The organism is Streptomyces sp. NPDC059696 (assembly GCF_042733745.1).
Classification (GTDB): domain Bacteria; phylum Actinomycetota; class Actinomycetes; order Streptomycetales; family Streptomycetaceae; genus Streptomyces.
In genome coordinates, this window is sequence record NZ_JBHWFG010000015.1 from 53,639 (window position 1) to 67,565 (window position 13,927).

At 70.5% G+C, this 13,927-nt stretch carries 10 protein-coding genes; 7 read left to right on the forward strand and 3 right to left on the reverse strand.

The window, feature by feature from the left end; translation table 11 throughout:
* Positions 1-40 precede the first annotated feature (40 nt).
* The 6 genes from ACFV20_RS18265 to ACFV20_RS18290 all read left to right on the forward strand — a co-directional run bounded on the left by ACFV20_RS18265 (position 41) and on the right by ACFV20_RS18290 (position 9,028).
* Positions 41-703 (forward strand): response regulator transcription factor, encoded by a 663-nt coding sequence (locus ACFV20_RS18265; protein ID WP_003993737.1) that lies wholly within the window; start codon positions 41-43, stop codon positions 701-703.
* 187 nt (positions 704-890) lie between these two features.
* A complete protein-coding gene (locus ACFV20_RS18270) occupies positions 891-2,180 on the forward strand; it encodes a ribonuclease D (RefSeq protein ID WP_385657784.1) in 1,290 nt (429 codons plus the stop codon).
* A gap of 417 nt (positions 2,181-2,597) precedes the next feature.
* A complete protein-coding gene (locus tag ACFV20_RS18275; protein WP_234846485.1) occupies positions 2,598-3,815 on the forward strand; it encodes an acetyl-CoA C-acyltransferase in 1,218 nt (405 codons plus the stop codon).
* Positions 3,812-5,941, forward strand: coding sequence for a 3-hydroxyacyl-CoA dehydrogenase NAD-binding domain-containing protein (locus ACFV20_RS18280; RefSeq protein ID WP_385657786.1), 2,130 nt, complete (start codon positions 3,812-3,814; stop codon positions 5,939-5,941). Before ACFV20_RS18275 ends, ACFV20_RS18280 begins: the two co-directional genes overlap by 4 nt.
* A 163-nt stretch (positions 5,942-6,104) precedes the next feature.
* Complete coding sequence (locus ACFV20_RS18285; protein WP_385657788.1) at positions 6,105-7,544, forward strand: cellulose binding domain-containing protein; 1,440 nt, start codon at positions 6,105-6,107, stop codon at positions 7,542-7,544.
* Between the two features lie 41 nt (positions 7,545-7,585).
* Positions 7,586-9,028 (forward strand): polysaccharide deacetylase family protein, encoded by a 1,443-nt coding sequence (locus ACFV20_RS18290; protein ID WP_385657790.1) that lies wholly within the window; start codon positions 7,586-7,588, stop codon positions 9,026-9,028.
* 75 nt (positions 9,029-9,103) lie between these two features.
* Here the strand turns inward: ACFV20_RS18290 and ACFV20_RS18295 are convergent, their stop codons facing one another.
* From ACFV20_RS18295 to ACFV20_RS18305, 3 genes are all read right to left on the reverse strand, one after another.
* Positions 9,104-10,885, reverse strand: coding sequence for a glycosyltransferase (locus ACFV20_RS18295; protein ID WP_385657791.1), 1,782 nt, complete (start codon positions 10,883-10,885; stop codon positions 9,104-9,106).
* Entirely contained in the window at positions 10,882-12,153 is a 1,272-nt protein-coding gene (locus ACFV20_RS18300; protein ID WP_385657793.1) for a nucleotide sugar dehydrogenase, read from the reverse strand. Before ACFV20_RS18300 ends, ACFV20_RS18295 begins: the two co-directional genes overlap by 4 nt.
* 232 nt (positions 12,154-12,385) lie before the next feature.
* Entirely contained in the window at positions 12,386-13,405 is a 1,020-nt protein-coding gene (locus ACFV20_RS18305) for a hypothetical protein (protein ID WP_385657795.1), read from the reverse strand.
* A gap of 83 nt (positions 13,406-13,488) precedes the next feature.
* On the opposite strand from ACFV20_RS18305, the gene ACFV20_RS18310 reads away from it, so the two are divergent.
* Complete coding sequence (locus ACFV20_RS18310; RefSeq protein WP_385657797.1) at positions 13,489-13,860, forward strand: NTP pyrophosphohydrolase; 372 nt, start codon at positions 13,489-13,491, stop codon at positions 13,858-13,860.
* The last annotated feature ends 67 nt before the right edge of the window (positions 13,861-13,927 follow it).

Sequence of the window (13,927 nt, forward strand, 5' to 3'; positions counted from 1 at the left end):
TCCCCACGAGCCGGCCCCGTCCCGCACCCCAGGAGGCCTGGTGTCCGTTCTCCTCGAGCAGCCCGCAAGCCTGGTCGCCTACCGCCCGAACAAGCCGACCGCCATGGTGGTCGTGGCCGACCCGCGCGTCCGCTCCACCGTCACCCGCCACCTGTGGGCGCTCGGTGTGCGCGACGTCATCGAGGCCTCGTCCATCGCGGAGGCTCGTCCCCGCATCGGCAACCCCCGCGACATCTGTGTCGCAGACGTCCACCTGCCGGATGGCTCCGGCCTCACGCTGCTGTCGGAGACCCGCGCCGCGGGCTGGCCCAACGGGCTCGCCCTCTCCGCCGCCGACGACATCGGCGCCGTGCGCAACGCACTCGCCGGCGGCGTGAAGGGTTACGTCGTCACCGGCACCCGCACCAACGTCGGGCTCCCCACCCGGCCGGGCGCCGCCCCCATTGGTGCCGCCGCCGCCCGCCTGCACCGCCGCCCCCCGGGTGCCCCGAGCCACCCGGGCGGCTACCGCGAACTGTCCGGCCGCGAGGTCGAGGTGCTGCGGCTGGTCGCGGAAGGCCAGTCGAACAAGGCGATCGGCGTCTCGATGGGCCTGTCCGCCCTGACCGTCAAGAGCCACCTCGCCCGCATCGCCCGCAAGCTCGGCACGGGTGACCGCGCCGGCATGGTCGCGGTGGCGCTGCGGACCGGGATCATCCACTGACCTGCTCCACCCCGACCCTCCGCGCCCCTTCCCCCACGTGAGGCGGGACCGGCCGCCGGCCCCGTTCACGTCACGCACGGTTCGTGAACCCGCCGCTTCCCCGACATGACTGGTTTGCGACCCCCCGGCGCCCGTCGACGGAACGTTCCGTCGGCGGGCGCTGTCCATACATGGATACCCTTGACAGGTGACCGACGCCCACGACACCGCAGCAGACAGCTCACTGCGAACCACCGGAGGCGCCCCTCCGGACGACGGCGGATCTTCTGTTACGGAGGCGCCGATCCCTCTGCTGGAGCCGCGTGAGGGCATTCCGCCCGTCATCGCGGACGAAACCGCCCTGGCCCGGGTGATCGCCGCCTTCGAGGCGGGGTCCGGGCCCGTCGCCGTCGACGCCGAGCGCGCGTCCGGCTACCGCTACGGGCAGCGCGCCTATCTCGTCCAGCTGCGCCGCGAGGGCGCCGGGACGGCCCTGATCGATCCCGTGGCCTGCCCCGACCTGTCCGCCCTCGGCGACGCCCTGTCCGGCGTCGAGTGGGTGCTGCACGCCGCCACCCAGGACCTGCCGTGCCTGCGCGAGATAGGCATGGTGCCGACGCGGCTGTTCGACACGGAGCTGGCCGGGCGGCTCGCCGGGTTCCCCCGGGTCGGCCTCGGCGCGATGGTCGAGAGCGTGCTGGGCTTCGTCCTGGAGAAGGGCCACTCCGCGGTCGACTGGTCGACCCGGCCCCTGCCCGAGCCCTGGCTGCGCTACGCGGCGCTGGACGTCGAGCTCCTCGTCGACCTGCGCGACGCGCTGGAGAAGGAGCTGGACCGGCAGGGCAAGCTCGACTGGGCCCGCCAGGAGTTCGACGCGATCGTCTCGGCCCCGCCGCCCGAGCCCCGCAAGGATCCGTGGCGGCGTACGTCCGGCATGCACAAGGTGCGCCGACGGCGGCAGCTGGCGGTCGTACGGGAGCTGTGGCAGACCCGGGACCGGATCGCGCAGCGGCGGGACGTCTCACCGGGCAAGGTGCTCGGGGACGCGGCCATCGTCGAGGCCGCGCTGGCGGTTCCGGCCAATGTGCACGCGCTGGCCGCGCTGAACGGATTCGGCCACCGCGTCGGCAAGCGGCAGCTGGAGCAGTGGCAGGCGGCGGTGGACCGGGCGAAGGCGCTGAGCGAGGCGCAGTTGCCGCAGCCGGGGCAGCCGGTGGCCGGCCCGCCGCCGCCGCGCGCCTGGGCCGACAAGGACCCCGCGGCCGCGGCACGGTTGTCCGCGGCCCGGGCCGGGGTGACGGCGCTGGCCGAGCAGCTGAACATGCCGCAGGAGAACCTGATCACCCCGGACACCGTGCGGCGGGTGTGCTGGGAGCCTCCGGCGGTGGTGGACGCGGAGTCCGTCGCCGCGGCGCTGGCCGGGCATGGTGCGCGGCCCTGGCAGGTGGAGCAGGTGACGCCGGTTCTCGTGAAGGCGCTGGCCGTCAAGGAGTCCTAGCCGCCGCCGGGTTTCCCGTCGTACGGCGGCTGCGGGTGGTCCGCGGCTCGTCGCGCGGTTCCCCGCGCCCCCGACGGGCGTCTCCTTCGTGGCCCCTCGGGCGAAGCCGTTGCAGAGGGAGCGCTGGAGGGGGCCCTTACGGCCCTCACAGCGGAACGGCGACGTCGAGATCGCGCCAAGATCTTCCGATGGCACGCCGCCGCAATGGGGGACGTACGGGTGTGCGGGGGCGTTGCGGCTGGTCGCGCCGTTCCCCGCGCCCCCGAGGGCACCGCACCACCCGGCGATGGGATGTGACCTTCGCCGCTCCCCCCGCCAGGACTGTGCAGCTACGTTACTCATAAGTAGCATGGGCCTGAGCGCGCGCTCAGCGCATCGCAGCAGCAATGCAGATCCTGACCCTGGAGGAGAGCCATCGTGCCTCGTACCGTCAGGGACGTCGTCTTCGTCGACGGCGTCCGCACCCCGTTCGGCAAGGCGGGCCCGAAGGGCATCTACCACGAGACCCGCGCCGACGACCTCGTCGTGAAGGCGATCCGGGAGCTGCTGCGCCGCAACCCCGGACTCGACCCGAAGAAGATCGACGAGGTCGCCATCGCCGCGACCACGCAGATCGGTGACCAGGGCCTGACCATCGGCCGCACCGCGGGGATCCTCGCGGGTCTCCCGCAGTCCGTGCCGGGCTACTCCATCGACCGCATGTGCGCCGGCGCCCTGACCGCCGTCACCTCGGTCGCCGGTTCCGTCGCGTTCGGCGCCTACGACATCGCCATCGCGGGCGGTGTCGAGCACATGGGCCGCCACCCCATGGGCGAGGGCGTGGACCCGAACCCCCGGTTCGTCTCCGAGAAGCTGGTCGACGAGTCCGCCCTCTTCATGGGCATGACCGCGGAGAACCTGCACGACCGTTACCCGCAGATCACCAAGCTGCGCGCCGACGAGTACGCCGTGCGCTCCCAGGAGAAGGCCGCCAAGGCGTACGCCAACGGCAAGATCCAGGCCGACCTGGTGCCGGTCTCGGTCCGCCGCACCAACGCCGAGGCCGGCGAGACCGGCTGGGGCCTGGTCACCGCCGACGAGCCGATGCGCCCGGGCACGACCCTGGAGAACCTCCAGGGCCTGAAGACCCCGTTCCGCGTCCACGGCCGGGTCACCGCCGGTAACGCGGCCGGTCTGAACGACGGCGCCACCGCCTCGCTCATCGCCTCCGAGGACTTCGCGCGCGAGCACGACCTCCCCGTGAAGATGCGCCTGGTCTCCTACTCCTTCGCGGGCGTGGAGCCGGAGGTCATGGGCTACGGCCCGATCCCGGCGACGGAGAAGGCGCTGGCCCAGGCCGGCCTGTCGATCTCCGACATCGGCCTGTTCGAGATCAACGAGGCCTTCGCCGTCCAGGTCCTGGCCTTCCTCGACCACTACGGCATCGCCGACGACGACGAGCGCGTCAACCAGTACGGCGGCGCCATCGCGTTCGGCCACCCGCTGGCCTCCTCCGGCGTCCGCCTGATGACGCAGCTGGCCCGCCAGTTCGAGGAGCAGCCGCACGTCCGCTACGGCCTGACCACGATGTGTGTCGGCTTCGGCATGGGCGCGACGGTCATCTGGGAGAACCCGCACTTCGAGGGGGACAAGTGAGCACCACCGCCGAGCTTCTGAAGCAGGCTTCCGAACTGTTCCCGGACGAGGTCGTCACGAGTGCGCACGTACGCCACTTCGACCTGCCGCTGGGTGCGGGCCGTTTCGCCCTGATCACCCTGGACAACGGCCACGACCACACCAAGCCGACCACCTTCGGCCCGGCCTCGCTGGCGAACCTGAACGCCGCGATCGACCAGGTCGAGAAGGAGGCGGCGGACGGCGAGATCGTCGGCGCCGGCATCACCGGCAAGCCGTTCATCTTCGCGGTCGGCGCCGACCTCAAGGGCGTGGAGATCCTCAAGGAGCACGAGCACGCCCTCGCCATCGGCAAGGGTGGCCACGAGGTCTTCAAGCGGCTGTCGCAGCTGGCCGTGCCGACCTTCGCGTACTACAACGGCGCCGCGATGGGCGGCGGTGTCGAGGTCGGTCTGCACTGCACCTACCGGACGGTCTCCGCGGCCGTGCCGGCGTTCTCCCTGCCCGAGGTCTTCCTCGGCCTGGTCCCGGGCTGGGGCGGCTGCACGATCCTGCCGAACCTGATCGGCCCGGAGAAGGCCGTCTCGGTGATCATCGAGAACAGCCTCAACCAGAACAAGCAGCTCAAGGGCAAGCAGGTCTACGAGCTCGGGATCGCCGACGCGATCTTCGAGGGCGCGGACTTCCTGGAGCAGTCGCTGATCTGGACGGCGACCGTCCTCAAGGGCGAGCTGAAGATCGAGCGCCCGGTGATCGACCGCGGTGAGGCCTGGGACCAGGCCGTCGCCAAGGGCCGCTTCATCGCCGACTCCAAGGTGCACGGCGCCGCCCCGGCCGCCTACCGCGCCCTGGACATCATCGCCGCCGCCAAGAACGGCGACCTCCAGCAGGGCTACGACGCCGAGGACGAGGCCCTCGCCGACCTCATCATGGGCGGCGAACTGCGCTCCGGCATCTACGCCTTCAACCTGGTGCAGAAGCGCGGCAAGCGCCCGGCCGGCGCCCCGGACAAGTCCCTGGCCCGCCCGGTCACCAAGGTCGGTGTCGTCGGCGCCGGTCTGATGGCCAGCCAGCTCGCGCTGCTGTTCCTGCGCCGCCTGGAGGTGCCGGTCGTGCTGACCGACATCGACCAGGAGCGCGTCGACAAGGGTGTGGGCTACGTCCACGCCGAGATCGACAAGCTGCTCGGCAAGGGCCGTGTCAACCAGGACAAGGCCAACCGCCTCAAGGCGCTGGTGTCCGGTGTGCTGGACAAGGCCGAGGGCTTCTCGGACGCCGACTTCGTCATCGAGGCGGTCTTCGAGGAGATCGGCGTCAAGCAGCAGGTGTTCGCGGAGGTCGAGGCGGTCGCCCCGGCGCACGCCATCTTCGCGACGAACACCTCCTCCCTCTCCGTCTCGGAGATGGCGTCGAAGCTGAAGCACCCCGAGCGGGTCGTCGGCTTCCACTTCTTCAACCCCGTCGCCGTCCTGCCGCTGCTGGAGATCGTCCGCGGCGAGAAGACGGACGACGCCTCCCTGGCCACGGCGTTCGCCGTCGCCAAGAAGCTGAAGAAGACCGCGGTCCTCACCAAGGACGCCCCGGCGTTCGTCGTGAACCGCATCCTGACCCGCTTCATGGGCGAGATCCAGAACGTCATCGACGAGGGCACGCCGGTCGAGGTCGCCGAGAAGGCCGTGGAGCCGCTCGGTCTGCCGATGTCCCCGCTGGTGCTGCTGGAGCTCGTCGGCCCGGCGATCGGCCTGCACGTCTCGGAGACCCTCAACCGGGCCTTCCCGGACCGCTTCACGGTCTCCCCGAACCTCGCGGCCGTCGTCAAGGCGGGCAAGCGCGGCTTCTACGTCTACGACTCCGGCAAGCCGGAGCTGGACCCCGAGGTCGCCGCGCTGCTGAAGCAGGGCGACACCGTCCTGACGGAGGAGCAGGTCCGCGACCGTGTGCTCGACGCGGTGGCGCAGGAGATCGGCATCATGCTCGACGAGGGCGTCGTCGCCGAGGCGCAGGACATCGACCTGTGCCTCATCACGGGCGCCGGCTGGCCCTTCCACCTGGGCGGCATCACGCCGTACCTGGACCGCGAGGGTGTCTCCGAGCGCGTGAACGGCAAGAGGTTCCTGGCGCAGGGCGTCGCGAGCGTCCCGGCGTAACGCGTTACCCCTGAGGGGGGTGGGGCGTACGGTAACAATCCGTGCACCCGCCCCCCTTTCTGCATGCCGCCACAGATAGGATCCTCACACAATCCGACCATTGTTTACCTGACTCTGACGGTCTCCACCCCAAGGCCGCCGGGTGTCCTCGAAGGAGTCCTGCGTGGCGTCCCCTCGTCGCCGAACACCCCGACGCCGGGTCTGGCCCAAGATCAGGCTCCTGCTCCTCGTGGCGGTGGTCGCCGCCGGCGGCACGGCGCTGTACCCCGTGTGGAAGGCCGCGAACCCGGACCCGCCCGAGCTGAGGGTCCGCTACCGGACCGACACCCCGGCGACGGCCGCGGCGGCCAAGCCGTCCTTCGAGGTCTTCAACGACACCGGCAAGCCACTGCCGTTGAGCGATGTGACGCTCCGGTACTGGTTCACCGCCGACAACGGCGCTTCCTACGCCTTCAACTGTGTCAACGCCGTCTTCGGCTGTTCGAACGTGGCCGGACGGATCGTGGCGATGGACAAGGCCACCGGCTCCGCGGACCACTGCCTGGAGGTCCGCTTCACGGCCGCGGCGGGCAGCCTCAAGCCCGGCGCCAACAGCAAGGGCATCGACCTCCAGCTCTTCCGCACCGACCACAAGAAGCTGAAGCAGTCCGACGACCGCTCCTTCGACGCGGAGATGACCAGCTACAAGGCGGCGGAGAAGATCACCGCCTACAAGCGCGGCGTCCTGGTCTGGGGTGAGGAGCCGGACGGCACCACGGCGGGCGACCAGAAGAAGACGGCGGCGAAGACCGCACCCGAGCGGCTGCCCGCCCGGCCCGCCGGTGTGCTGTTCGACGACTTCACCTACCAGGGCCCCAAGGACCCGGCCCTGTTCAAGCACGGCTGGCTGGTCCGCACCAGCAAGGGCGGCCCGGGCGTCGAGAACACCTGGTCCGCGAGCGGCGTCAGCTTCCCCACCGCCGACGGCTCGCACGCCGACGGACAGGTGCTCAACCTGCGGGCGAGCACGGACGGCACCAAGGCCGGGACGAAGCAGGCGAGCCTCGGCACGGCCGCGAGCAAGTTCCGCGACGGCACCTACGCGGCCCGCATCCACTTCAGCGACGAGCCCGCCACCGGGGACAGCGGCGACCACGTCAACCAGACCTTCTACACCATCGGCGGCAAGGGCTCGAAGTACAGCGAGCTGGACAACGAGTACATGCCGAACGGCGGCTGGGGCCGGCCCGGCCCCAAGCTCGACACCGTGACCTGGTTCGACCACAAGACGAACGACCGGGTGTACCGGACCACCAACAAGAGCCTCGACACCTGGCACACCGTGCTGATCCGGGTGAAGGACGGCGTCGTCGCCTACTGGCTCGACGGCAAGAAGCTCTTCCTCAGCAACGGCAAGTACGCCCCGCGCGCGGACATGTCCGTGAACTTCAACCACTGGTTCATCGACCTGCCGTTCAAGGGCGAACGCGCCTGGGACATGAAGGTGGACTGGCTCTACTACAACGCGAACGAGACCCTCTCGGCGAAGCAGGTGCAGTCCGCTGTCGACGGCTTCACCGACGAGGGCATGAACTACTTCGACACGGTTCGGGAGTCCCGGTGAGGAAAAGGCGGTCCGGCGCCCACAGGCACGCTGCCGAGGCAATGGAGGACAAGCCGGTGGTGAGCAGGCGCTCCGCGCTGCTGATGGGCGGTACGGGAGGCGTCGCCATGGCCGGCGGCGGCGCGTGGCTGGGCAAGGTGGTGGCGCAGCCCGCCGCCGCCCCGGCCGCCGCGGGCGGCATCGGAGGACTCACCACGCCTCCCCTCTACGCCCCCTCGGGGCGCCGCCCCAAGTACCGCCGGGCCACCTGGTCCCAGCAGTTCCAGTCCGGCCACGGCTGGACGCCCGGGGGCGCGGGCACCGCGTCGGCGGAGGCGAACGACACGTCCGTCTTCGTGCGCGGCACCCAGTCGGTCCGGGTGACCACGGGCGGCACCGGCAAGCAGAGCTACGTCCGCAAGACGGGCATGCCGGCGATGAGCCTGACGGGCAAGATGATCCGGCTGGTCTTCCGGGTCGAGGACGTGACGAACCTGGCCAAGCTCGTCTTCTACCTGGGCAGCGGGTCCCTCGCGAACCACTTCGCCTGGACGCACCACGTCCACTCCAAGACCTCGGCCAACTACGTGCAGTCCGGGGAGTGGGTGACCGTCCACCTCCAGTGGGCGGACGTGACCGCGGCGGCGGGCACGTACTCCATCGGCGCCGACGGCAAGCCGTCCACGAAGACCGGCTTCACCGACATGTCGTTCGCCGTGTACGACGACGCGGGCGGCCCGGTGACCTACCGGCTGCAGGCCGTCGAGCTGATACCGGACACGGTCTCGGTCTTCCCCAAGGGCGTCGTCTCCATCACCTTCGACGACTCCCACAAGTCGATCCACGACCTGGCCCGGCCGGTCATGGACCGCTTCGGCTTCCCCGGCACGGTCTACAACATCGCCGACGCCATCGGTACGGGCAGCTTCCTGACGCTCGACCAGATGCGGTCGATGCAGGACTTCTCCGGCTGGGAGATGGGCGGCCACTCGTACGCGAACGCCGTCCACACCGCCAGCTACCCCAAGCTCACCGCCGAGCAGGCCGACGACGACTTCCGCAAGCTGCGCGAGTGGCTGGTGTCCAACGGCTTCACCAGCGAGCACTTCGCCTATCCGCACGGCGCGTTCCAGAAGACCTCCGACGGGGTCCCGGTCGACCAGATCGCGAGCCGGCACTTCACCACGGCCCGGTCGATCATCTCCGAGACGATCGAGTCGTTCGCCCCGGCGATGCCGTACCGCCTCAAGGCGCTGACGGGCATCAACGACGGCACGGGGATCGGCGGTACGGCCCTGTCGAAGCTGACCGGCGCGGGCGGCCGGCTCGACCGGTGCGTGGGCAGCGGCGACTGGCTGATCCTCTGCCTGCACAAGGTCACCGAAGGCGCCCCGGCGACGAGCACCGAGATCGGCAAGGCGGGTCTGGAGACGCTGATGAAGGCGATCGACGACCGGGACATCCCGGTGCTGACGGTCGAGGAGGCCATGGCCTCCTACACCTGAGGCCCCGGCGTCCCGCCCGGACGCACAAGAGAGGGGCGGCCCCCCGGCCGCCCCTCTCTCCGTTCTCCTGCGGCTCTACCAGCCGCCCTGCCCATACCCCTGGCCCTGTCCCTGGCCTTGGCCCTGTCCCTGGCCTTGGCCCTGCTGCCACGACGGGTCCTGGGGCGGGTATCCGCCCTGCCCGTAGCCCTGGCCCGGGTGCTGCTGGTGGTACGGGTCGTGATGCCCGGGGTGACCGCCCTGCCACTGTGGCTGCCCGGCCGGTGCCGGCGCCCCCCAGCTGACCCGCTGCTGCGGAACGGCGGCGTGCTGCTCCTCGTGGTAGCCGGGGATCGGCTGCGGCTGGGAGGGGATGCCGCCCGTCGGACGGGGGCGGGTGCGCAGCGCCACGCCCTCCAGACGCATCAACTGGAGCGTCTCGGTGACCTTCTTGTCGGAGTAGGGGTCCTCTTCCTCGAAGATCTCCGTCACATCGCTCTCGTGGTCCCCGGCCACGGACACCTCGACACCGCCCTGGCGGGTGCCCCAACTGCCCTTGTGGAGCGTGAACAGGGCGTAGAAGCGCAGCGGGGTCAGCAGCGTCAGCTGGATCACGCCGTAGATCGGCGCGAGCAGGAACATGCCGAACCGTTTGATGAAGCCCATCCCGCGCCGCGGGAAGTCGAGGTAGCGCACGTTGCGCAGGTAGCCCATCAGCACCATGAAGACCAGGTAGTCGCCGATGTGGTTGACGAACTGGGCGGGCTTCATGATGGGCAGGATGACCATCGAGTAGAACATCGCCGAGCCGAAGACCAGCCAGAGGGCGAGTTCCATGCAGGTCAGCCAGAAGGCCGGCCGGTACTTCTTCTGGTGCCGGAACGCCCACAGCGACTCGCGGAAGAAGGACTTGTTCCAGCGCACCTGCTGGCGCAGGAAGTGCGGCAGCTTCTCGGGGACGGCCGTGTAACCGACGGCGGTCTCCTGGAAGACGACCTGGCCCTCCATCAGGCAGTAGTTGGTCATGCGGCGGTCGTCGCCGAAGACGGCCGGCTTGCCGAGGAACTGCTGGTTGAGGAAGTCCGGCAGGTACTTGCGCACCAGCGTGCCGCGGTACGCGGAGAGCGCGCCGCAGCAGCACAGGACCGACTTCAGCCGCGAGTAGGCGGCCCGCTCGAACAGGAACGAGTTGCCGTAGCGCAGGTCCTGGAGGCGGGTGAAGATGTTGCTGTCGTGGTTGAGCGCCAGGACCATGCCGGTGGAGGCCATGATCTTCTCGTCGGCCAGCGGCAGCAGCAGCTCACGCACGGTGTCCCGGGACAGCACGGTGTCCGAGTCGACGCACAGGAAGATGTCGGAGTACGGCGCGGCCTCGAAGCCGAGAGCCAGTGCCTCGCGCTTGCCCTTGTTCTCGGGCTGGACGCTGACGGTGTATTTGACGCCCTTGGCCTCGAACTCGCGGCGCATCTTCTTCGCGGCGCGGATGCCGGAGTCGTTGGCGCTGGCGTCGTCGATGATGTGGATCTCGTTCGGCAGGCGGCTCTGCGCGAGGAGGCTGCGCATGCCCTGCTCGAACATCACCGGGTCCTCGTTGTAGATCGGGATGACCGCGGTGACCCAGGCGTTCTCCAGGTACTCCAGTTCCTCCCGCCCGGCCTTGGCGGGGCGGTAGAAGAGGGCGCCGAACATCTTCAGGGCCAGCAGGCCCATGGCGCCCATGGAGTACAGGTGCAGGGAGCCGGCGTCGAGCCGGGTGGCGATCAGCGCGGCCAGGCCCAGGAAGACGAAGTACGAGACCTTCAGGTGCCGCCGCTTGCGGTGTGCTCGACGCCCACCGGAGTCGACGGCCCCGGGTATGTACGTATCTTCGGAAGTCACAGCTTGACCACCCGCGGGTGGTCGGCGGACTTGCCCCGGGTGTCGAAGAGCGCCCGGGCGCGGTCGGCGAGTTCGTCGAGGTCGATCTCGCGGTGCGGCTGGAGCAGGATCGTCAGGTCGGCGGCCTCGGCGGCGGCGAGGTAGTCCTCGGCCCGCTCGACGGGCGCACCGGCGACGCGCCAGTCCTCGACCCGGGGGTCGAAGTAGACGAGCTCGGCACCGCGCGCGAGGAGGTTCTCCGCGACGGCCAGGGCCGGGCTCTCGCGCTGGTCGGAGATGTCCGGCTTGTAGGTCACGCCCAGCAGCAGGACCCGGGAGCCGCGCACGGCCTTGCCCTGGTCGTTGAGCAGGTCGGCGGCGCGGTTCACCACGTGCACGGGCATCCGCTGGTTGATCTCCTGCGCCAGCTCCACGAACCGGAACGGGATGCCCAGCGAACGCACCTTGTACGACAGATAGTTGGGGTCGATCGGAATGCAGTGCCCGCCGACGCCGGGTCCGGGGTAGAAGGGTGCGAATCCGAACGGCTTGGTGGACGCGCACCGGATGGCGTCCCACAGATCGACGCCGATCTCCCGGCAGAACATCGACATCTCGTTGACGAGGGCGATGTTGACGTGCCGGTACGTGTTCTCCAGCAGCTTGGCCATCTCGGCCTCGCGGGTGCCCTTGGCCTCGACGACCCGGTTCACGAAGCGCTCGTAGAGGGCGCGGGCGGCCTTGGTGCAGTCGGCCGTGATGCCGCCGACGACCTTCGGGGTGTTCTCCAGGCCGAAGGAGGGGTTGCCCGGGTCGATGCGCTCCGGGGAGAAGGCGAGGTGGAAGTCGACGCCGACGCGCAGGCCCCCGGCCTCCAGACGCGGCCGGACGACCTCGTCGGTCGTGCCCGGGTACGTCGTCGACTCCAGGACGACGAGCGTCCCGGCGGTGAGGTGGGCGGCGATGTCGTCGACGGCGGCGTGCACCGCGCCGAGGTCCGGGGCGCCGTGGTCGGTGAGCGGTGTGGGAACACACACCACGACCGCGGCGGCGTCGGCGATCACATCGGCTTGGTCGACGGCCTCGAAGCCCTGCTCCAGCATGGCCCGCACTTCGGCGTCGGTGATGTCGTCGACATGTGAACGACCGGCGTTCAGTCCGTCGACCACCCGTCGGCTGCGGTCGAGACCGACCACCTTCAGGCCCGCGGCCGCGGCGGACCTGGCCAACGGCAGCCCCACGTAACCGAGTCCGACAACGACAAGATCCACCGCGGAGGATCTGCTCACGACATCATTCCCCACCCCGTTGCAACGGCGTCAGCCAGACGCAGCAGCAACCGGCCCCCCGAGCAAAATCGAACAAGTCCGAGGAGGTTAACAAGACCTTCACTTTTTGACCATGTTTACCAAAGGTGCGCCTTGTCACGTACACATCTGTACAACCCTTGACACATCTCATGTGTCTGGAGCGACAAGAACCACGGAATGAGGGAGTCTGTTCCGCTTACCGCAGCGGGGTTCAGAGCTCCCGCCAGGCCTCCAGCGCGAGCCCCGGTTCGTCCTTGCGGCGGGTGAGCAGCACGGTCCCGGTGGAGGGCGTCAGAGAGGCGGCGACGACCTCGTCGTGCTCGTCGAGCGCCACCGCCACCAGGGCCTCGGCGGGCAGCCGGGGGCCGGACTCGGTCCACCAGGCGCCGGCCGACTCCTGCTCGGTCGGGTAGGCGGCGAAGGCGACCCGGCCGCTCGCCGACCGCTGGGCGAGCACGGTGCAGTCGTACCCGTCGATGACACACCGGACGGCGGAGACGGGCCCCGGCCCGGCGGAGGGCAGGACGGTCGCCGGCTTCTCACCGGGACGCCAGGCACACAGATCGCCCGAGCCGTCGGTGTAGAACAGGGTGGTGTGCTCGGCGGACGTGGCGAGCGCGCGCAGGGTGCCCGCACGGACGGAAGCGTCGACGCGCTCGGTCCGCACCGGCTTCTTGCCGTCCCCCTCCTGCCGCCAGTGCAGGATCCCGCCGGGTACGGACGCGTACAGCTCGACCAGCCCCGACTCACCCGTCACGGGAGCCGGCTCCCCCTCGACGTCGTGTCCTTCGAGGTCCAGCCAGCCTCCCCAGCCGCCCTTCACCTTCTGGTTGCGCAGGCTGACTCCGCCGCCCCCGTTGCGGACGAAGACATAGCCGCGCCCCGCCCCGTCCACGGTCACGGCGGGCGGTCCCGTACGGTCGCCCTTCTTGTCCGGGTGGCCGATGGGGGTCCAGTCCAGGGCTGCGAGGTGGGGGCGGAAGTGCGTGGAGTGCACGAGCCCGGACTCGCCCGGGGCGGTGGGCCGCCAGGCCGCCAGATGCGCGTAGCCGTCGGCGCCTTGTCCGACCGCCGCCCCCGGGTGCAGCTTCTGGGCGCCGCCGACGGTGCGCGGCTCGTCCTCCCAGGGGCCGCCGGGGGCGCGTTCCGCCCGGCACAGGACGGCGTCGCCGGAGGGCAGATAGACGGTGAGGCGGCCGTCGCGGCCGCGGATGAGCCAGTCGCCGTTCACGTGTTCACTTTATGCGGCCGCCCGTGCCCGGCGCGCCCGCCCTCCCCCCGCCGCCGGCCCGTCTCCCGTGCGACCCTGGCCACATGAACGAGTCATCTCCTCTCCTCGTCGTCGTCGACGCCGCGAACGTCGTCGGTTCGGTGCCGGACGGCTGGTGGCGGGACCGCCGGGGCGCGGCGGAGCGGCTCCGGGACCGGTTGGCGACGGAAGGGGTCCCCGGCGTGTCCGGCCCGGTGGAGATCGTCCTGGTCGTGGAGGGGGCCGCTCGGGAGGTGGAGTCCGTGCCCGGAGTGCGGGTGTCGTCCGCCCCGGGCAGCGGCGACGACCACATCGTCGAGGTCGTCTCCTCGGCCGGTGAGCGCCCCGTCCTGGTGATCACGGCGGACCGTGAGCTGCGCAGGAGGGTCGGGGAACTGGGGGCGGACGTGGCGGGTCCGCGGACCGTACGTCCGTAGGGGCGGGGCGCCGCGAGCCGGGGCGGGGTGGACCCGCGGCCGGGGGGCGAGGCGCACCCGCGGCCGC